The 21,068-nt window shown below is 47.5% G+C and carries 17 protein-coding genes; 5 read left to right on the plus strand and 12 right to left on the minus strand.

All coding sequences use genetic code 11. From position 1 onward, the window contains the following. The first annotated feature begins 51 nt into the window (after window positions 1–51). Together Q1A41_RS00525 and Q1A41_RS00530 are read left to right on the plus strand one after the other, a co-directional pair. Complete coding sequence (locus Q1A41_RS00525) at window positions 52–852, plus strand: 3-hydroxybutyrate dehydrogenase (RefSeq protein WP_299973191.1); 801 nt, start codon at window positions 52–54, stop codon at window positions 850–852. A gap of 55 nt (window positions 853–907) precedes the next feature. Next, entirely contained in the window at window positions 908–1,573 is a 666-nt protein-coding gene (locus tag Q1A41_RS00530) for a response regulator transcription factor (protein ID WP_299973193.1), read from the plus strand. 40 nt (window positions 1,574–1,613) lie between these two features. Here the strand turns inward: Q1A41_RS00530 and Q1A41_RS00535 are convergent, their stop codons facing one another. The 3 genes from Q1A41_RS00535 to Q1A41_RS00545 all read right to left on the minus strand — a co-directional run bounded on the left by Q1A41_RS00535 (window position 1,614) and on the right by Q1A41_RS00545 (window position 8,374). Then, the gene (locus tag Q1A41_RS00535) at window positions 1,614–5,009 is read right to left on the minus strand and encodes a PAS-domain containing protein (protein ID WP_299973195.1); all 3,396 of its coding nucleotides are present in this window, start codon (window positions 5,007–5,009) and stop codon (window positions 1,614–1,616) included. 94 nt (window positions 5,010–5,103) lie between these two features. After that, on the minus strand, window positions 5,104–7,059 hold the full coding sequence (locus Q1A41_RS00540; protein WP_299973198.1) for a 3-hydroxybutyrate oligomer hydrolase family protein: 1,956 nt from the start codon (window positions 7,057–7,059) through the stop codon (window positions 5,104–5,106). 10 nt (window positions 7,060–7,069) lie between these two features. Next, a complete protein-coding gene (locus tag Q1A41_RS00545) occupies window positions 7,070–8,374 on the minus strand; it encodes a GntP family permease (protein WP_299973201.1) in 1,305 nt (434 codons plus the stop codon). Window positions 8,375–8,728: 354 nt separating this feature from the next. Between Q1A41_RS00545 and Q1A41_RS00550 the strand changes: the two genes are divergently transcribed. The 3 genes from Q1A41_RS00550 to Q1A41_RS00560 all read left to right on the plus strand — a co-directional run bounded on the left by Q1A41_RS00550 (window position 8,729) and on the right by Q1A41_RS00560 (window position 12,698). Beyond that, the gene (locus Q1A41_RS00550; RefSeq protein ID WP_299973204.1) at window positions 8,729–10,963 is read left to right on the plus strand and encodes a TonB-dependent receptor; all 2,235 of its coding nucleotides are present in this window, start codon (window positions 8,729–8,731) and stop codon (window positions 10,961–10,963) included. Between the two features lie 552 nt (window positions 10,964–11,515). Continuing rightward, window positions 11,516–12,244 carry a hypothetical protein gene (locus Q1A41_RS00555; protein ID WP_299973207.1) on the plus strand — a complete coding sequence of 243 codons (729 nt, stop codon included), beginning with the start codon at window positions 11,516–11,518 and terminating at the stop codon, window positions 12,242–12,244. Window positions 12,245–12,389: 145 nt separating this feature from the next. Then, the gene (locus Q1A41_RS00560) at window positions 12,390–12,698 is read left to right on the plus strand and encodes a hypothetical protein (RefSeq protein ID WP_299973210.1); all 309 of its coding nucleotides are present in this window, start codon (window positions 12,390–12,392) and stop codon (window positions 12,696–12,698) included. Here Q1A41_RS00560 and Q1A41_RS00565 read toward each other — a convergent pair. The 9 genes from Q1A41_RS00565 to Q1A41_RS00605 form a co-directional block, all read right to left on the minus strand. Then, on the minus strand, window positions 12,695–13,246 hold the full coding sequence (locus Q1A41_RS00565) for a hypothetical protein (protein ID WP_299973213.1): 552 nt from the start codon (window positions 13,244–13,246) through the stop codon (window positions 12,695–12,697). The genes Q1A41_RS00560 and Q1A41_RS00565 overlap by 4 nt on opposite strands. A 232-nt stretch (window positions 13,247–13,478) precedes the next feature. Then, window positions 13,479–14,393 carry a recombination-associated protein RdgC gene (gene rdgC / locus Q1A41_RS00570; protein ID WP_299973216.1) on the minus strand — a complete coding sequence of 305 codons (915 nt, stop codon included), beginning with the start codon at window positions 14,391–14,393 and terminating at the stop codon, window positions 13,479–13,481. Between the two features lie 154 nt (window positions 14,394–14,547). Then, on the minus strand, window positions 14,548–14,946 hold the full coding sequence (locus tag Q1A41_RS00575) for a SirB2 family protein (RefSeq protein ID WP_299973219.1): 399 nt from the start codon (window positions 14,944–14,946) through the stop codon (window positions 14,548–14,550). A 64-nt stretch (window positions 14,947–15,010) separates the two neighbouring features. Beyond that, window positions 15,011–15,592, minus strand: a complete 582-nt coding sequence (locus Q1A41_RS00580) for a DUF4202 domain-containing protein (protein ID WP_299973221.1) — start codon at window positions 15,590–15,592, stop codon at window positions 15,011–15,013. Further along, window positions 15,592–16,140, minus strand: coding sequence for a ribosome biogenesis factor YjgA (gene yjgA / locus Q1A41_RS00585; protein WP_299973224.1), 549 nt, complete (start codon window positions 16,138–16,140; stop codon window positions 15,592–15,594). Before yjgA ends, Q1A41_RS00580 begins: the two co-directional genes overlap by 1 nt. A gap of 45 nt (window positions 16,141–16,185) precedes the next feature. Continuing rightward, a complete protein-coding gene (gene mgtE, locus Q1A41_RS00590) occupies window positions 16,186–17,550 on the minus strand; it encodes a magnesium transporter (RefSeq protein WP_299973227.1) in 1,365 nt (454 codons plus the stop codon). A gap of 173 nt (window positions 17,551–17,723) precedes the next feature. Then, complete coding sequence (gene rapZ / locus Q1A41_RS00595) at window positions 17,724–18,584, minus strand: RNase adapter RapZ (protein WP_299973230.1); 861 nt, start codon at window positions 18,582–18,584, stop codon at window positions 17,724–17,726. 139 nt (window positions 18,585–18,723) lie between these two features. Beyond that, complete coding sequence (raiA, locus tag Q1A41_RS00600) at window positions 18,724–19,014, minus strand: ribosome-associated translation inhibitor RaiA (protein WP_299973233.1); 291 nt, start codon at window positions 19,012–19,014, stop codon at window positions 18,724–18,726. A 169-nt stretch (window positions 19,015–19,183) separates the two neighbouring features. After that, complete coding sequence (locus Q1A41_RS00605) at window positions 19,184–20,746, minus strand: RNA polymerase factor sigma-54 (protein ID WP_299973236.1); 1,563 nt, start codon at window positions 20,744–20,746, stop codon at window positions 19,184–19,186. Window positions 20,747–21,068 lie beyond the last annotated feature (322 nt).

Below are 21,068 nucleotides of genomic sequence, written 5' to 3' on the forward strand. Positions count from 1 at the left end.
AGCCCGCAAGGCCTTGCTACAGTAGCGCCTCAATGAATAGATGAGGTTAATATGAGTACATCAGCTTGCGCCAAATTGAATAAAGTCGCCCTGGTAACCGGCAGTAGCAGTGGCATTGGTCTCGGTATTGCCCGTCAATTGGCCGCAGCGGGCTATGATTTAATGTTGCATGGCTTAATGGATGTAACCGAGGGGCAGGCAATGGCCGCAAGCTTTGCCGAACAGCATCAAGTTCGCAGTAGTTTCAGCAATGCGGACTTAAGGGATCCAGCTGCTGTAAAAGCCTTGGTAGAGCAGTGTATCGAAGAGTTAGGTAGTGTTGACATCTTGGTCAACAATGCGGGGATTCAGTACACCGAACGCCTTGAAGGTTTCCCAGAACAAAAATGGCACGACATCATAGCCATTAATCTCAGCAGTGCATTTTTTGCTATGCAGGCGGCGATTCCTGCGATGCGTGAGCGTGGCTGGGGCCGAATTATTAATATTGCCTCGGTTCACGGCTTGGTCGCTTCTGCTCAGAAATCGGCCTACTGTGCTGCCAAGCATGGTGTGGTAGGGCTAACAAAAGTTGCTGCCTTAGAAAATGCTGATGCTGGGATTACCGTCAATGCTATCTGCCCGGGTTGGGTTGAGACCGATTTAGTAAAACCACAAATTCAAGCCATCGCCGATCAGCAATCGGTTTCATATGATCAGGCGCGTGCCGAGTTGGTTGGGCAAAAGCAAGCCATGACCAGTATGACTCAGCCTGCTATGCTTGGAGCCTTAGCGGTCTTTTTGTGTTCCGACGATGCCGCTACAATGACCGGAACGGCCTTGCCGGTTGATGGTGCTTGGACATCCCAGTAATGGGCTAAACAGGCTTAGTTGCGTAACATTAGTCTACCTAGAGTTAAAGACAACCATGATTAAATTGATAGTCGCCGATGATCATCCTTTGTACCGTGCGGCATTAACGCAGACTTTAGGGCAAGCTTTTGATGGCCAAGAAACGATGCTGTTCGAAGCGCAGTCTGTTGCCGAGGTGCACCACCTATTGGAATCTGAAGAAGATATCGATTTGATCATACTCGACTTACATATGCCAGGTGCACAAGGTTTTTCGGGTTTGATTAATTTGCGTGGTTGTTACCCTGAAATACCTGTGGTGATGGTTTCTGGAAATGACAGTGTTGATGTGCAAAGTAAAGCCGCCAGCTTTGGTGCGGCGGGTTTTATTCCCAAGTCCTGTGAAACTCCGCTGTTGTTAGAGGCCATGCAAGCTTTGTTGGCCGGCGAGCACTGGTTTGCAGAATTGCCTGAAGATAGGGCGAGTGATGAAAAAGACGGGCTTGCCCAAAAAGTGGCCAGTCTGACGCCCCACCAATTTCGTGTCTTTGTTATGATTGCCCAGGGTTTGCTCAACAAGCAAATTGCCTATCACCTTGGGATTTCTGAGCCAACGGTTAAATCCCATGTGACCGCTATTTTTAAAAAGCTGGGCGTACGTAAACGTACCGAAGTGATTATTGTTGCCAATAGCCTAAGCGAGTCGGTTGAAGATTTAAATCAACAAATTCTAGAAAGCTAAGTTGTAACTGCTTTTTGAATTCTTCCCGGCTTGCTTTGATTTACTTGCTTAACTTATCGAGAAGAGCTCTAAGAGCTGCAGGTTTTACCGGTTTCTTAAGAAAGTAGTGCCCGGCATCTGTTGCTTGCTGCTTAGCGGTACCCATTCTATCTGCTGAAATTATAATTGCGTTGAGCTTGCTTTGCTGTTGCTGTTGTATCTGTGCTATCCATTCTAAGCCGGTTTCCCCTTGATCGAGGTGATAATCAGCAATCACCAGCTCAATGGAAGGCTCGCTCGCTAATTGTTGGATAGAGGTTAGATGATTTACCGCAAAGCCCCATTGTTCTAGTAGCAGTTTCATTGCATCCACAGTCTCGCTTTCGTTTTCGATAAGGTAGATCGTATGAGCTTGTTTACTGTTTGGGTGAAAACGATGTTCATTATTCGTTAGTTGAGCGCGAGAGCCGGCAAAGTCAGTGTTTTTAGCCAGTGGTACAGCGACCCGGAAAACACTGCCTTGACCAACGTTTGATTCGAAACTTAATGGCAATTTAAGTAAATTACACAGTCTTTGTACTGTTGCCAGACCTAAGCCAGAGCCTTCTTCATTGACAGCGTTCAAGCGAGTAAACTCTTGGAATATACTCTCATGGCTTTCCTTTGGTATTCCAATGCCGCTATCCCACACCTCAAAAACCAGCTGTTGGGCTTTTCTTCTTGCTCCTAATACGACTTTACCTGATGCGGTATAAATAACACCGTTGCTGACTAGGTTTTGAATGATACGCAGCAGTAGTTTAGGGTCACTTTCAATGTAGGCAGAGCTTTGTTGGCAGCGAAGTTGAATTCCTTTGCGCTCGGCACTTAACTGGAAGCTGTCACAGGCCGCCTGCATAATTTCGCTTGCCCGAAAAATGCGTTGCTGAGCTTGAATGGCTCCACTGTCGAGCTTGGCAATATTAAGTAGCTGTGAAATTAAATATTCACTGGATTGTATCGCTGAGCCAATTCGATCCAATATAGGCTCTTGATGGCCAAGTTTCTGTTGCAGTGCCTCGGTAAATAAACGAGCGGCATTTAAAGGTTGCGCTAAATCATGGCCCGCCTCCGCTAAAAACCGTGTTTTATTCTGATCAGCCTCGGCTAGCAGTGAGTTCATTCGCTGTAGTTCGGCAGTGCGTTCTGCGACTTTTTGTTCAAGTAGATTTTTGTGTTCAGTTAGCTCTGTTAAAGCGCCACGGTAATCGGTGATGTCTGTATAAGTGGTTACATAGCCGCCATCAGGTAAGGGATTGCCGCGAATTTCCAAAACTGTATTGTCGGTTCGCTGCCGTTCAAAAACATAGGGCTGGCGAGCCGCCAGATAGTTCATACGCTTTTGAATGTGTTCTTCGACATCACCTGGGCCGCATTGCCCACGCTCGGCATTAAAGCGCACCAGGTCGGCGACGGGCCGGCCGACATGAATGAGTTTTTCAGGGTAATTAAACAGCTCCAAATAACGTTGATTCCAGGCGACCAGCTGCTGGTTTCCATCGACGACACTGATACCTTGGCTAATGCTGTCGATGCTTGATTGTAGAGTGCTGCGGCTGAACTGGAAGATTTGCGAGGTTTCTTGCAGCAATTCTAAATCGGAATGCAGCTTTGGACGGTTCAGTTGACCGGCATAGCGAATAATGTGATTGGCGCTGACGCTGCCAATAACACCTGACAATAGGTTTTCAACAAAATCAATCGCTTGATCGTCTGCCCATTGTTGCTGGCTTTCACTATGGGGGTGTTGGCTGTAGAACTGATCCATTGCCAGCTTGGCCTGCTCAGCGCCAAGAAAACTGCTGGCTAATCGTTGAAGCTGCTGAGGATGAATCAAGCGCTGAGGTAAATTGGTTTCTTTGCGGCGATCCCAAAGGCTAAGCCCGATAAATGCCAGGCAGTTAAAGAACAGGCTCCATAGCACGCCATTACTGATCGGCGATAAGCCGTCGATAGAAAATAGTTGCTGGGGGCGCAGCATTTCTATACCAAAGGGACCTAGCTCTATAAAATCTGAACCTATCCAACCGGCCAAAGCCAAGGCGGGGGCCAATAAGGTATAGGCCCAAATGATAAAGCCAAGCAGTAAGCCCCCAAGTGCTCCGCGCGCGCTACGAGATTGCCAAAACAAGGCGGCTAGCAAAGCTGGGGCGAATTGTGCCACCAATGCCATAGAAAGAAGGCCGATGGAGCCAAGTGCCTCGCTTGATCCAAGCCAGCGATAATAAATATAAGAAAGCGCCAGTAAGCAGATAATGGCTAAGCGCCTAAACAGGCGTAAGGCCTTACTTAAATCGGGCTGGGTTGCTAACCATCGACTGCGGTATAAGGCCGGCATAATCAGCTCATTACTGATCATGGTAGATACCGCCACACACGCTACGATAACCATCGAGCTACCTGCTGATAGACCGCCAAGATATACCAGGGTGGCCAATACACTGTCATCGTTTTGCAAGGGCAGTAACAGGGCAAACTTTTCGGGGCTCAATCCTTGCCCTTGGAGCAATAACAGCCCACCGTAAGCTATTGGTAAGATAGCTATGCCAAAAATCAGCAGATAAACGAATAAAATACGGCCGGCAGGTTTAAGATCTTCCTCGCTGCGGCTTTCCACTACTAAGGCATGGAACTGCCTTGGCAAGCAGAGAATAGCGGCCGCCCCAAGCACCAATGCAGCAATAAAGCCTTGGTCTTGTTCGCGGCTATTGACGATTTGTTGAACATAACCATCACTGTTGATCTCTTGCCAAAGTTGCCAAGGGTTATCAAAATAGTTAAAACAGATCACCACTGCCAATAATAAAAATACCAGCAGTTTGAGTACGGATTCGAAAGCAATGGCGAGCATCAAACCATGGTGGTGTTCATTACGGTCGATGCGGCGAGTACCAAAAAGAATCGTAAATAGCGCTAATGCAATTGCGGTATAGAGCGCCGTATCTTGTAATAAGTTGGCTTGTGTAGGCGATTGCGCGCCGCTAAGAGTATGAAAACTGCCGGCAATGGCTTTTAGTTGTAAGGAGATATAGGGCAGTAGGGCAATAACCGAAATAACGGTAATGCTAACTGATAATGCTTGGCTGCGGCCGTAGCGACTCCCTAAAAAATCGGCAATGGAAGTGCTGTTTTCTTGCTTGCTGATACGGATGATTTTGCGTACCAGAGGAGCGGCCAGTATTAGTGTTAGCACCGCCCCGATAAAGGTAGGAGGAAACCACCAGCCGTTATACACAGCCTGACTGGTCGTACCGTAAAAACTCCAGGCTGTGCAATAAATAGTGAGAGATAATCCGATAACCCAAGGTTTTACTTTTTCTAACCAGGCTTTGGAAGCGCGATCGCCAATATAGGCAACTGCAAATAAGCAGAGCAAGTAGGCTATGGAAAGTACTGAGATATCAACTGGGTTGAGCATGCTTTTTAGGGACAGTTAAAAAGCTAACACTAACAGGCAAATTAAAAGGGGCCAAGTGATAGTTTTTGGCCCCTGTAACATTAAGAAGCTTTGGCTACAGTATTATGCGGTCTGATTTAATTTCAATATTGCTTGTATTGCGCAATTTCGGTACGGCCTCAGCTTCAAGCTTTAATTGCCCTTTACTATGCACGCGCTGATTTGCCGGCAGTGGCTTGTTGTGCTGCAAGTGTTGCCACATAGCATCAAGTGCGCGCTCGAAGTAAATATGCATTGGCACAAGATCTTGACGAAATTCAGGCCAGCTGAGCAGGGCATCAAAATGTTGGCCGTTGTCAATTTCGATATAGCGAGCATTGTCCCGCTTGGGGAAACGTTTAGCTCTCAAAACCATATAGGCTCGGGCGTTGTGATTGGGGCCGACCAAGCTGTCATGACTGCCTTGGATAATAATAGTAGGTTTGTTATCAAGATCGCCACTAAGTGCCAGGCTTCTCAAATTATCTTGCAGCTGTTTATTTTGGTAGAACTGGGCTAAGCACTGAAAACCTTCAAAGCTGTGGTCAGTAGGATCAAAGATATTGAGTGGCTGGCCCTTGTACGCAAGGCTTACACCGCCGGTATATGGGATGCCGCTACTAAGCCCATAAAGTGCCTGTCTTGCCGCTTTAGGCATGGCCATGGCTTTGCCGGCTTGTTGATACACAAAGCTAAAGCCGCAAAGATCATCTTTAACGCCACGAGCACCATAGGCATTGGCGTAATTGATGGCGATCGATGGCCATAGCTGATTGACGACCGCAAAAGCTTGCAGAGAATAGCTCGGGCTACGCATGCCAGTTTTTTCTAGATGCTTGCGTGCGGCTTCAGCGAGGTTTTCATTGTCTTTAATAAGGCCTGCGTTTTTTAAGTTTTCGCAGCGCTTGTTCAAGGCCGCTTGGGCCATTTGACTTGCACCATGAAACAGTGAATTTTTATTGCTTTGGGTGGCTAGTAATGCACACGGTTGATACAGGGCATGTTGAATACCGACATACAAAATGTCTCTGGCAGTTCCGCGGTAGCTATCCTGCTCATGTTGAACTTGGTACTCAAAGTTTGCAGGCACATTTAAGGTGGGCTCTGAAGCCACCACTGCATCAATCCAATCACTTTTATCAAGTTCAGCGGCTTGGATAACACTGTTGCCGCCATTAGAAATACTGGCTGCAATAACATTGGTATTGGCTTTGGTAAAATAGCGCTTACTTGCGTCGCGATGATGCTGGTTCAAAAGATAAAAGGCCATCTGGACGGCTTGTAGAGTAAAGCGTCCCCAATCCTTCTCAACGTGTCTACCGCTGTGAGCATGCTTGCTGGCGATGCGCAGATCCTTGGGGTCAAAGGTTGTTGTTTTGTCGTTGCTTAAAAGGCCGTTGCTTTTATAGTTGCCGCCATCATCTAAAAACTGAAAACCTGTGCCCGTACCTTTATCGGTATAGGCAACTGCGCAAGCATGCCTTAGTCCCCAGTCACCCGCTGTACCTATCGCTCCCCAGACACCTCGAGAGCCTGAGCTTGGAGCAGCGATGATGCAGGGCTTATTGGAATCAAAGCTATCGGGTATTTGAACAACAATATTGGCCGCAAGCTCGCCATTCGAGTAATGAATGCTGCTGCTGTATTCATGTCCGGAAATATGATTTTGTCTTGCGCTTGGCCCATAGAGGCGACCAAACCCCGCGTCAGTATTTGTGCTGACGATGGCTCGATAGTTGTTATAGATGGCCGCTCGACGTAAATCTTCTTCGCTAATATTTTCTGGGTTTTCCAAGCTTGGCTGTTTTGGACTCTGTAATCCTTTAAAGCCCAGGCCAGCGCTCAGCAGGTCGTTACCTTTTCCATCAAAATAGCTATGCTGGATATCACTGTGCTTAAAACTCAGCAGTTTTGCTTCTGTTGGCACTGCTGCTGAGCTGGCACAAGCACTGAGGCTAAGGCAACTCACTGTGCTAGCCAATAGAGTTTTGCAGGCTTGAGTAGTCGATGAATGATGACGAATAAAGCTCATAACGTGCTCACTAAATCAGTAGTAGGATGGCCATTGCCGTACCGATTAACGGTACCACAACGGTGAGGGCGCCCATGGGCCAATAGGCATCTTTATGGGTTTCGCCACAGATCGCTCGAATGGTAGTTACCACATAGCCATTGTGAGGTAGGGAATCTAAAGCGCCAGAAGAAATCGCAATCACTCGGTGTAGGGCCTCGGGGTCTACACCTGCATCGACATAATGAGGCCCTAAAATAGGTAGTGCAATCGACTGGCCTCCAGAGGCTGACCCTGTCAGGGCGGCGATTGTGGTAACGGCGATAGCAGCACCAATTAAAGCATCACCTGGAATGCCGGTGATGGCATCTACCGCCATGGCAAAAGCCGGCGAAGCTTTTGCTACCGAGCCAAAGCCAACCACCGCTGCGGTATTTCCGATGGCCAAGAGGGCGCCTGTGGTTGCAACTCCAATAGCTAGCGACATATTGCCTAAACGTTGTGTGTTAATTAATGCCGCAGCGATACAGCCGGCCAGCAAGGCCACAATCAGTGCGTATTTACCGTATATCTCATGGGTAAAAAATGTTACCCCAAGAACGGCGGCAATTGGAATCATCGCTAAAACAGGCGAGGGGAGTCTATGCTCGCTGACTTCTTTGTCCCCTTCGCGTGCAACAAATTGTTCGCCATTAGCGACGGCTTTTTTTAACATGAACTGTAGCCAGATAAAGCCCATGGCGGCCATTGCAACGGCCACCACAGCACTGACTTCCCAGGCGGCATAGGGTGAAGTGCCTAGATATTCGATTGGAATCCAGTTTTGAATTTCTGGGGAGCCCGCCGAAGTCATCGTAAAGGTGACGGAACCAAAGGCCATTACGGCGGGGATAAATCGCCGTGGTAAGTTCGCACGTTTAAATAGGCTTACTGCCATTGGGTATGCGGCAAACGCGACCACAAAGACCGAAACGCCCCCATAAGTTAAAATGGCGCAAGCGAGCACTACAGCAAGAGCCGCATTGTGCTGCCCAATGTGGCTGGTAATCCAAAGTGCAATACTATCGGCGCTGCCGCTGTCTTCCATGAGCTTGCCAAATAGCGAGCCCAGCAAAAACATAAAAAACCAAGCCGCCACAAAGCCGCTAAAACCACTCATATAACTGGTGATAAAGCTGACCGCGGATTTATCGTCCAGCGGCGGGAACATATGTAGCCCACTTGTTAAGGCTACAATCAAGGCGCACAGTGGTGCCGCAATCAAAAGGTTCATGCCGCGAATTGTTAAGACGATTAACAGGGTTAATGCGCCAGCGAGACCAATAATACTTAACATGCTGTGTCCTTGGGGCGTGGCAATGTCTTTGCAATGCCATTATTAGTAAAGGTACACATTGTTGATGTTGTCAGGTTTCGACTCCACTATACCTTGGTAGGAAGGGGGAGTTTTTACTCCAGAATAAAACCAATCTACTGTAAGCGAGGCCCTGCCTGCATGGGCTTGCATGAATATCCCAGCCTTGTCCCGCTCTAGTGATCATACCTTGGTCTAGAGGCCAGCATAAAAAAGATCCAGTACAGTGATGAGCAATAAGAAAAACTGGTGAGTAAAAGCGTCTAAACAGACATTACAGTCACCACCTACATGCACTACAAAATTATAAAGCTAAAAGAGAATAGGACTGAGACGATGAAACAGCCTTCATTTGCCCTAAAGTGTTTACCCCACGCGATTGTCGCCATCGGATTAAGCGCTGGCATTTCTGCCCCCCAAGTTTTTGCCCAAGAGACTATTGCCCTTGAAGAAGTGACGGTAACCGCACAGCGCCGCGAGCAATCGTTGCAGGATGTGCCGATCGCTGTGACCGCTTTTAGTGCCGATGCCTTAGAGCAGGCCGGCACTGCGACTATCGTTGATTTGCAGCGCTCTGCTCCAAACACCACCTTACAGGTAAGCCGAGGTACCAATAGCACTTTAACAGCCTATGTGCGTGGTATTGGCCAGGCTGATCCGCTTTGGGGCTTTGAGCCTGGTGTTGGTTTGTATGTAGACGATGTATATCTGGCCCGTCCCCAAGCTGGTGTGCTGGATGTTTATGATGTAGAGCGTGTGGAAGTATTGCGCGGCCCACAAGGAACTTTGTACGGTAAAAATACCATTGGTGGTGCGGTGAAGTACGTCACCAAACGATTAACGGGTGAGCCAGAATTTACCGCTAAAGCTGCTGTGGGCAGTTATGGCCAGCGTGAGATCGAGTTATCTGGTCAAATGCCTTTGATTGAAAATGAGCTGGCTATTGGTGCGGCGATCTCTCGCAAAAAGCGCGATGGTTTTGGTACCTTTTTGCAAAGCGGTGAAGAGAACTACAACAAGGATATTTTCTCCGCTCGCATCAGTATGGAATATACCCCTAGTGAGGATTTATTTATCAGGCTGGCTGCGGATATGTCAGATGATGATTCTAACGCTAAGGGTGGACATCGTTTAACGCCAAGCTTGCGTATTCCGACTGAAGTAACTCCAAATGATGTATTCGATACCAATGCGGATATGGATACCAACAATGAAGTGAAGAGCTCGGGTGGTTCTTTAACGGTCGAGTATGATATTAGTAATCAACTGACCTTCAAATCGATAACGGCTTACCGAGAAGGTGAGACTTATACCAATATTGATTTCGATAATACCTCCCTGCCATCACTGCATGTGCCTGCGGTTTATGATGATCACCAGGCTTCGCAAGAGTTTCAGTTAAAGTTTGAAGGTGAAGGTGTTAATGGCATCGCCGGAGTTTACTATTACACAGGTAATGCATCAGGTGCCTTTGATGTTCTTTTGGGCGCATTCGATGGTTTTTTTGGCCCTGCTTTACCGGGTAACTTCAATGCATTGACGGCAGGTAATGTAGATACCGACAGTTATTCAGTGTTTGCCGATGCGACGTTCGATATCTCTGATAAATTGAGTTTAAATTTGGGCGGGCGTTACACCCGCGATGAAAAAGAAGCGACAGTATTTAAGCAAACTCAAGGGGTAAATGGCCGCTCAGATCGACTGGGTGGTGAGGTTCTTGATTTCTTCCCTGCCGCAACAGATTACACCAACTCGGATAGCTGGAGTGAATTTACTCTCCGTGCTGGCGCAAACTATCAGCTAACTGATGACTCTATGGTTTACGCTTCATTCGCCCAAGGCTTTAAGGCTGGTGGCTTTGATATGCGCGGTGATGCGAGCAAGCTACCATCGACTGTTGATGGTTATGATCCTGAAACGGTCGACACTTGGGAAGTGGGTGTTAAATCCGAGTTGCTCAACAAGCGTCTGCGCTTAAATGCTGCCTTATTCTATAGTGATTATGAAGATGTACAGGTTACCGTGCAGCAATCAGCTGATGGTGGCTCTAACTTCGTATCCGCAGTATTGAATGCAGGTGCTGCAACTATTCAAGGTGGTGAATTGGAAGCCGTTGCTCAGCTGAGTAAAGATCTAACGGCTGAGTTTACTCTTGGCTATATTGACGCTGAGTTTGATGAAGTTATCTCCGGTGGTGTGAACGTAGCTAACACTTGGGAATTTGCCAATACACCTGATGTGACCAGCTCTTTACGTTTCGTCTACAACCATGACCTTGGTGATAACGGCAGCTTGGTAGCTTCTACTAGCTTAGCCTACCGCGGCGAAACCCAGATATTCCCGCAGGTTGCTTCTCTGGTAGATGAGGACGCCTACACGCTTTGGGATGCTTCGGTAATTTGGTATGCCCCTGACGAGCATTGGACAGTTGGTCTTCATGGTAAAAATCTAAGTGATAAAGAGTACCGCGTAGGCGGTTACAACTTTGCCAACTTAGGTTTGGAATCTTCGGTGATCGGTTACTACGGTGACCCGCGTACCGTGACTTTAAGTGTGCAGTACAAAATGTAGTTCTCCACCTTCTGTGCTACCCGGGCAATGCCCGGGTTTTTTTTGAGCTTTGTTTACCTACTGTTGCTCTCAAAATTCCTATTTTGAGAGCAACGTCGTCGCAGCTAGGCCGGCGCATTTGTGTGAAAATGCTTGCCTATCTGCGACTCGCACAGAAGAGAGCGCTTAGGCGCTCTCTTCTGTGGTCAGCACTCCTGTGCTGGTTCTTTACCTACTGTTGTTCTCAAAATTCCTATTTTGATAACAACGTCGTCGCAGCTAGGCCGGCGCATTTGTGTGAAAATGCTTGCCTATCTGCGACTCGCACAGAAGAGAGCGCTTAGGCGCACTCATCTGTGGCCAGCACTCCTTCGCTGGTTCTTTACCTACTGTTGTTATCAAAATTCCTATTTTGAGCCCAGCGCCGTTACGTTCTCATTGCGGCATTTGTTTGAAAATGCCATTGACGCTTACCCCCTGCAATGTGGTTGAATTCTCACATCTCACATCTCACATCTCACATCTCACATCTCACATTTAGCTCGTTTGACACCCCTGGCGATTAGCTGTGCTATGATGCTGCCAAAAGATAATAGAGAAAGGGCGATGACAGGCGTGCAGCGGTTGTTATTACATATTGTTGGGCTAGTGGGCCTATTGCCGATAGCGCATAGTTGGGCGATGGATCAGCAAAGCCTAGAGGTAATCTATGTTGAAATGCCTCCTCTTACCTATCTCAATAGTGCCGGTGCGGCTGACGGCTTACTGATTCGTAAAACCTCGGCTTTACTTCAAGAACTAAATCACCCCCATCACTTTAGGCGGGTAAGTCTAGAGGAATTAGCCACCATGAGCGCCGATGCCGATTTGGGTTTGGTGCACTTGATCGGCGCATTTCCGGTTCCCAAGAAAAGTGTTAGCTTCGGTTCTAGGCCTTTAAGTTATCTACGCTTACACGCCTATTTTAGCGACGCTAAAAGCATTAAGGCGCGATCCGACCTTAGAGGTAAAGAAGTTATTCTGTTGAAGGGGTTTAGTTACGGCTATTTACGTGATTATTTGAATATTCCTGAAAACCGAGTCCGAATTCTTTTTGCAGATAGCCATCAACACGCCCTGAGCCTTTTGCGCGAAAAAGCAGGCCGCTACCTACTCAACTATGAGCGTCCTTTTGGCGCAGCCGTGGGGCAGAGCGCCGTGCAGAGCTTGAAGCATTATTCCCTGTCTGAGATCCCTATTTACTGGGCTGCCGGCGAAAGCTCAGCAGCCTTGTTGCCAAAATTAGAAGCTCTATTGCCTTGATCAAACGTAGTTCAACACGCCAAGGGTCTGCGCTGCACAATAGAGGAGTTGTCCGCAGCTAGAGGCGCTTTGGGAAAAAGGGTACAATGTTGTCGGATTTATGCAAAGACAGGTATAAACCTGCGGCAATTTTTAGGGTGACAATATGAATTATGACCAGTGGGTCGTCAGTGAAGACGGCCGCTCGGCCAGCCATGCCTGTGGCTGGAGTATACGAATCGAAGGCAATCCTGCCAATCCATCAGAGGTATGTCCTAGCTCAGCACCAAAAGATTTGGATGCATTGGAGCAAGCGCGCCTATTGCGCCACGGGCTTGACGCTATCGCTAAAGCGGCAAAACAGGGCGTTAAGCCAAGTACCGCAGCAGTGGCTGCCAAAAAGGCTGCTGAGCAGTACGCCAGCGATCCCAATCGTCAGCGTAAACCGAAGCTTTCGCTGAAAAAGAAAAGCTAATCGATATTTAACTGACCGGCCAGCTGCATTTGAGTTTTGTGGTTGTCCATCAGCTTTAGCAAGTTATCAAATCGCTCGCTGACAGCGGTGAGGGAGTCATAGCCTTCATCGCTGACATATGTGGCACCATTAACTAAGGCTGCCAAAATCGTATTCACTTTATCAATCGCGCTAAAGATATCTTTAGTTGTTTTATCATTGCGAAATACTCGATACCGGCTTACCTGCTGAAGATAGTCATCACATTCTTTTAGCCACTCTTTGCGTTGTATAAGAAACTTCCTGGTGTTATACATTCCCCCGCGATGAAGATCTGATAATTGATTTTCACGGTAGCGCTGTAATGACTTGGCGGCAGTCGTTAAAAACTGACCGCTAACATCTCGACAATATTTTTTGTTGAGATAAGAGGGGTATTTAATACTTAAGCGTTCTTCGGCCTGTGCACGCTTACAGCTTTCATCGCAAGCATAGGCTAATGGGCTGCCTAAATTTAATGACATAAACATCAGTGCGCATGTGATGCGCAAACTATTAGCCTTCAACATTGTGTTGGCCTTTTTTATTATTTTCTTTTAATTATCGTCGGTAGGTATATAACAACACCATACCCGGGGTTAATAAAGATTATTCCCCGTAGGACTTTGTGTAGATAGTGGTTTGTAAAGATTTTTAAGGTGTCAGTCAAGGCTTGGGGCGATAGCGCCATGATTATGGCGAAAAAAAGTGATGTTCATCACAGTTTAGCTTTTTCGCCACCTATCAAAGCTTCTTTCACAGTCAAATTGGATCTGCTCGGCGCCCGCCAAACCACTCCAATAAGCTTGGGGTCAAGCGAGCGAGTTCAGCACTTAGCAAAGAAAAATCAGCATCGAAGCGTGCTATCGGATCAGCGTCACCGGCTTCTTCACCTTCAGTGATCAGCTTGTCTGAGAACTTCAATCGTTTCAGGCTTAGATCGTCACCCAGTATGAGCTGAATACAGTCTTGCCAATTTAATGCCAGTTTCACCACTTGCTTGCCTGCATCTAGGTGCTGGCTGATCTCTTCGCTGAGAAGATCTTGATTCTTGCAGCGGACAATACTGCCTTCTTCACCGAACTCTCGAAGCTCGCATTCATTGCCTAAGACAATGTCTTCAGGTACACCTTCAGCGCGCAGCCATTGGCTCATAACAACGGCTGGGGACTCTTGTACCTGGGGTAGCATCAGCGGCAAGCTGCCGACTGTCTCGCGCAGTAAGTTAATAAGAGCTTCGGCTTTACTGTGGCTACTGGCATCGACATAGAGCCAGTTATTACGGGTATCAATATAGGCGAATGTGCGTTGCGACTTGGTGAAAGCTTGCGGTAAGCAATCATGAATAATATCGTCTTTAAGGGTTTGCTGCTCTTTGCGGTAAACCTTACGGTCTTCGCGGGCTTCAATCAGTTGCACTTTTTCCTGTAGCTTGTCTTTGATGACCGCAGCAGGAAGAATTTTCTCTTCTTTACGAGCGCATATCATAAAGCAACCATTGCCCCAGTGTTGCAGCTGATTATGATCCTGGCCGAGTGGTGATACCCAGCCATATTTACTGGGTTCTCGCTTCTTGCAAGGGCTAAACCTCAGCTTTTCAAGCTGCTCGGCAAGTTTGTCTTCATCCCAGTGCAGATCGTCACTTAGGCGATAAAATAGACAGTTTTTAAACCACATAAGAATTTCCAAACTAGAAGGGCTGCCTCTGAGCTGAGGCAAAAAAGCGCGCCATTATGGCGGAAAAGCAAGCCATTAACCAGCCAACTTGTGGTGCCTGGCTGGTCCGTATCTGAAGTGCTTATTGAGCTATGTTGTTAAAATAACCAGCCTTTTAGAAAAAGCCCATGGCTTGCAAAGGTGATAATTTGCTAAATGCTGTACTGGCTATAAGCCCAAATATAAGCACTGCGCAGACTGCTGCAAAAGCTCTAAGCGCAAAAGGAAAGTGAGCCTTCAAGGCAACAATGCCAAAACCGATATAGAGAAACAGCATGAACACTTTACTTAACAGCCAAGGCTGACTGTGAGGTGATAGCTGCAGCACAATAGTTAAGCCGATAGCGCTTAACAATAAGAAAGTATCCACGATATGCGGGCTAATTTTCACCCAGCGTTTTTGTAGCATTTCTGATCCTTGAAGTGACCAGAATGCACGCACCATAAAGCCTAAGATACTGATCAAGGCTAAGCTCATATGTAGATGTTTCAACATCGGGTAAAGGCTGCTCACAGTTTGTCCTTTTTGTTTATTTGGTATTGTTATTAACTTTTAAGCGCAGTGTATCGTATTTGGCTTAGGACGCTAGAGCTTTCTGGACAAGAGATAGTTCTTGTTCGGCAAGTGGCAGCTGCAGTGCGGCGGCCTGACCATGTTCAGACATTTTTCGCCAGGTTTTTTGCACAATGCTTATGATCTTATCTTCGCTGTGGGATTTGGCAAAATCGGCAAAGTAGTACTCTAAAAAGACTAGACAGGCAACATCCTCTAGGCATTGACTGTCTGGGTTCTTCTTAAGCTGCTGTTTGCGTAATATGACTTTGGCTTGTTCGGTCTCTTGCTCGCTGTAACCACAGCTTGCCATGATCGACGCACACAGTTCGGCGTGGTGCTTGGCCAACTCTTGGCGCCAGCGTAAGTAGCCAGGCCTGTCCATTGGGGATTCTTTGCGGGCAATGTGCCAGCGTTCAATATGTTGTGCCCGAACCGCTATTTGCAAAACTTCTGAGGCATCGGGTTTGAATGTCGCCAGGGCGGCACTCATGCGCTGACCATAAAGCAAGCAGGCAGGAATACTGTTGCCGTCTTTATCAAGCTCTTGCTTTGGATCTTGACGGTTTACCTCATCAATGCGAGCAAGGCAGGCTGCTAGGGTCATTACTGCAGCTCCATTGCTTCAAGCAGGCATTGTTGCAGTTTGCTAAACTGAGTCTTGCTGGCTTTTTTGCCTTCTTCTAATTTTGCATTGGCCGCCGCTTCTTTTGCAGCGCCGCGTTGCAGTTGTCTAAGTTGTTGACGATCGCCTTGATAAAACTCAGTTAAGAACTCTTCAACAATGCTTGGGCCTTCTTGACAGATGCGTTCAGCCCATTCGATAGACTGCTGGCGATAAAGTTGATGACGTTGCCCTTGGGTGCGAATCTTTTCGATGGCTTGGTGAATAGGCTCCATGTCAGTATTGCGTAGCAATTTGCCGATAAACTGGATCTGTCTGCGCTTAGCTTCGCGGCTCTTAAGGCGGCGCGCTAATACGATGGCTTCACTTAGCTCTGGATTCAGGGGAATATTGGCCAGTTGATTTTTACTCATATCCACCAGCTGCTCACCCATTTCTTGTAGCTCTTGGGTTTCGCGCTTAATTTGGCTACGGCTGACAAGCTCAATTTCTTCTTCGTCAGAGTAGCTTTCGAAATCTTCTTTACTCATTTTCTAGCTTCTGTGTTCTGGGGTTGCTTATATAGACAAAAGGCCTTAGGCGTAAAAATAGGTGGCCAAGCCTAGAAAGGCGAAAAAGCCTACCACGTCGGTGACGGTAGTAAGGGCAACGCTGCCCGCTAAGGCTGGGTCAATTTTCATGGCCCGCAATAATACGGGTAATAGGGCGCCCATGGTAGCGGCCGTGAGTAGATTTATCACCATGGCGGCGGCAATGATTATGGCCAGATTGATATCCTGAAACCAATAGGCCGCGATGCCACCCATGACTAAAGCCCAGATGAAGCCATTGATAAGGCCTACTGTGGCCTCTTTCGAGAGCAGGTAGCCAAGGTTGTGCCTACCCACCTGGCTGAGTGCCATACCACGAATAACTACCGTCAGGGTTTGGCTGCCGGCGACACCGCCCATGCTGGCAACGATGGGCATAAGCACCGCGAGTGCGACGACTTTATCGATCGTATCTTGAAAGATGCTAATAACCGCCGAGGCGGTGATGGCGGTAAGCAAATTAACGCCGAGCCAAATTGCGCGCCTGGGTGTGGTGCGCATTACTGGCGCAAAAGTATCCTCTTCTTCGTCGAGGCCGGCCATGCTCATCAATGAGTGATCGGCATCTTCGCGAATTACATCAACAACATCATCAATGGTAATACGGCCGACAACTTTGCCGTCTTCGGCGACCACCGGTGCTGATACCCAGTCGTTGCGCTCAAATAAGTTAGCCACTTCGGTATCCGGAAGGTTGGCATCGATAGCTTCGACATCGGTGCTCATTACTTCTCGAACGGTTATGCTAGGATCAGTGGTCAGAAGCTTTGACAGTGGTAATAAGCCGAGGAACTCATCTTTGCGATTGACCACGATTAAGCTATCAGTGGAGGCGGGTAGCTCCTCATGGCGACGCAAATAACGTAATACCACGTCTAGGGTAAAACGCGGGCGCACTGTGATGGTATCGGTGTCCATCATGCCGCCGGCGGTATCCTCATCATAGCTAAGGACGGTCTCAACACGTTGGCGGTCTTGCTCCCCCATGGCTTTGAGGACTTCTTTGATCACCCTATCTGGCAGCTGCTGAAGAATGTCGGCGATATCATCAGTATCCATGCCTTCGGTGATATGGGCGACTTCTTGGGCGTCCATGCGGCGTAGGAACTGCGCCTGAATATCATCGGGCAGCTCCTGTAAGATATCGCCTTCTTTGTCTTTGTCGACCAAGCGCCATAGGGCTCTTCGTGAAGCAGGGGGAGAGGATTCTAGTAAATGAGCAATTTCAACAGCTGATAAACCGTTAAGCATGCGCTTAACCTGCTTAAAGGTACCACTATCCAAAGCTTCAAAGAGCTCCCCAAGCTGGGTTTGGGTCTGGATGTGGAGTTCGTCTGAATTTGCCTGCATGTCGCTCTCCGCCGTCACTGGGGCCAAGAGTGGCCGGGGCAGCAATGTGCCTGTGAGAATTCAAACTATTTTAACGCAGAAAAACCGATTGAGCATCAAGCACTTAGCATGGCTTTCTAAATAGCTATCCACAATGGCTAAGCTACCGAGTAACGCCATTATTAGCCTAGCTACTATTTACGTAGTTCTCGGTGGCGCAGCTGCACATTATTAAAAGCGGGCGCTAGGCTTTGATACAGTTGCTCGGCGATAAACACCGAGCGATGCTGACCGCCGGTACAGCCGATTCCAATGGTCATATAGCTGCGGTTGTCATCCGCAAACTTTGGCAGCCAACGTTGTAGGTATTTTTCGATATCTCCCAGCATATCCCGAACATCTTGATGACTGGATAAAAATTCAGCTACGGCCTCATCCTGCCCTGTTAAGGCGCGCAAACTTTGATTCCAGTGTGGATTGGGAAGGCAGCGAACATCAAATACCAAATCGCAATCATTGGCAGGGCCATGCTTGAAGCCAAATGATTGCAGCAAAACAGCCATGCCGGGTGATTCACCTCCAGCAACGCGTTTTTTCACCAGGTCTCTAAGTTGGTGCAGCGATAGGTGGCTTGAGTCAATAGTTAAATCCGCAATAGATGCGATAGGGGCTAGAAGCTCACTTTCTTGATCTATCGCTGCACGGAGATCGGTTTGGTCGTCCGTTAAGGGATGTTTGCGGCGGGTCTCGCTAAAGCGTTTTAGTAGCGTACCTTCATCAGCATCAAAATACAGTAACTGACAATCTAGCCCTTGTTGACGCAGTGCCACGACAAAGTCTGGAAATTCCTGCAGGTCATCTTGATCATTGCGAGCATCAATGCTGACTGCGTAAGAGTTTTCATCTTTCTCGCCGTGGCTGCGTACTTGGCGGATTAAGGTGGGTAACAGGCTGGCAGGTAAATTATCAATACAGGTAAAGCCTGTGTCTTCAAGGACATTGAGGGCGGTACTTTTACCTGAGCCAGAACGACCACTGATGATGAGCAGGCGCATACAAATCTCTATTGCTAATGGTTGAAGCTGCGTAAGGCAGTATCTTTATTGCAACTATAGCTGAAATGCAGGACGGCTGTATGAAGTTTTTAAGATTATTTAGACACTCCTCAGGCAGGAGGAGTGTCTGTGCTATGAATTAGCGGTGTGCGCGAATTTTTTCTTTATGTTTGATCAATTGGCGATCAAGTTTGTCTGAAAGTTGATCAATCGCGGTGTACATGTCTTCGTGGGAGGCATCGGCAAATAGGTCTTTGCCACTCACATGAATTGTGGCTTCGGCTTTCTGGATCAATTTGTCGACAGAGAGGATGACTTTGGTGCTGGTTATTCGGTCGTGGTGCCTGCTTAGTTTCTCCAGCTTGTTATTGACATAATCATGCATGGCCTCGGTTACATCTACATGGTGGCCGCTGATAGTGATTTGCATAGGCAGATCCTCGTGTCGTTGCGTGGATGTCGGTTATTCCGACGTTTAAAACAAACTCACTTTTCAAGTAAGGTCGCAAAAACTTTTAATTTAGTCTAGCAAGTTAGACAACAAAGGTCTTGCAGATTATCCCTAAACTTGATGCGAATCAGTAAAAAATCCCAATTTTTTAAACCAAACGTTTACGTTCGTTTGAGGGAGGGATGTTTAAAGACTCGCGATATTTTGCAATTGTTCTTCGTGCGACTTTAATGCCTTGTTCTTCAAGCAATTGAGTAATTTTATTATCACTTAATGGCTTTTTAGGATTCTCTGCTGCAACTAATTTTTTAATGATCGCCCTAATGGCAGTAGAGGAACACTCTCCGCCTGAGCTGGTTGCTACATGGCTGGAGAAAAAATACTTTAATTCAAAAATGCCTTGTGGTGTGTGCATAAATTTCTGTGTAGTAACACGAGAAATTGTTGATTCGTGCATATCAACTTCATCAGCTATGTCATGCAAAATCATTGGCTTCATGGCCTCAGGCCCGTAATCCAAAAAGCCTTGTTGCTTTTCAACAATACAGCTGGCAACCTTTAACAAAGTTTCGTTTCGACTTTGCAAGCTTTTGAGAAACCAGCGAGCTTCTTGTAGGTTGTCGCGCAAAAATGTGTTTTCGCTGCTGCTGTCGGCACGCTTAATTAATGAGGCGTAGTCATTATTAATTCGAATTTTTGGTGCTATTTCGGGGTTGAGTTGCACCATCCAGCGGCCTTCATTTTTGCTTACAAAAACATCGGGTACGACATACTCTGCCGTACTTTCGCTGATACTATCACCCGGACTTGGGTTTAGTGATTGAATAATCTCGATAACACTTTTCAGCTCAGCTTCTTTTAGCTTAGCTTTCTTCATGATGGTTTTGTAATCTCGATTGCCTAAAAGGGCAATGTGTTCACCGACAACAGTTTTCGCGGCAGCTAAATGTGGAAGATCGGCAGGCAGCTGGCGCAGTTGAATCAATAAGCAGTCGGCGAGGTTTTCACCGGCAACACCTGGTGGGTCAAACTGCTGAACTCGATGCAAGACGGCCATAACTTCATCGATTTCCAAGCCGTTTTCGGGCTCATTGAGTTGATCGCCAAGGCCCAAGAAAATTTCTTCGGCGCTACTGTCCAATAAGCCGTTTGGTTGCACAGCATCAATGATAGCCATAGCGATTACGCGATCGCGATCTTCCATTGGGGTAAGATTAAGCTGCCAAAGTAGGTGGTCTTGTAGGCTTTCACCAACACTGCGACGCGATTCGAAATCGCTATCATCGTCCGGAGCTGGGGCGCTGCTAGCTGGGGAGCTGCTTTGATATACCGCATCCCAGTCAGTGTCGACAGGTAAATCTTGTGGGATGGAATCACTCCATTCGCCATCAGCATCTGCATCAGTTTCGGCTGTAACGGTGTCGCTGTTGTTATTGACGCTAAGATCTTCGGGGCCTTGGCTTAAGCCCTCGGTTTGAGCGGGTTCACTGCTCTGGCTGGCGGTTTCTGCTGAATTCTCGTTATCGCTTTGCTCCTGACGCTCATTGTCAGCTTCACCTTCGTTAACCTCGAGCATAGGGTTAGACTCCAAAGCTTCTTGGATTTCTTGCTGGAGGTCGAGTGTAGAAAGCTGTAACAGGCGTATGGCCTGTTGCAGCTGCGGTGTCATGGTGAGCTGCTGGCCGAGCTTAAGTTGTAGCGACTGCTTCATCGAAACGTCTAGAGTCCTTAGCTCAAAGAGCAATATGGCCGGCGCCGGATTTGCGGCGGTTGGCCGGTAACGCGAATAGACTCAGGCTATCGAACCTTGATTGTTTTTACAAGCAAAATATATGCCGTTTTAGTCGTTTTTGATTATAAAACAATCGGGCTTAATAAGGAGTCTTGATAACTCAAGCTGGGCGGGGCTCTTTGAGCTATGGTTGTTTAGCTTAGGGTTAGTTTTTGAGGATTTGCTAGATCTTAAGCTTAAATCTTAGCCTCTAAAACAATGGCGCCAAACAAGGAATCTACTTTAGAGTTTAGTTAATGGT

This window comes from uncultured Pseudoteredinibacter sp., assembly GCF_947502065.1.
In the GTDB taxonomy this organism is placed as follows: Bacteria; Pseudomonadota; Gammaproteobacteria; order Pseudomonadales; family Cellvibrionaceae; genus Pseudoteredinibacter.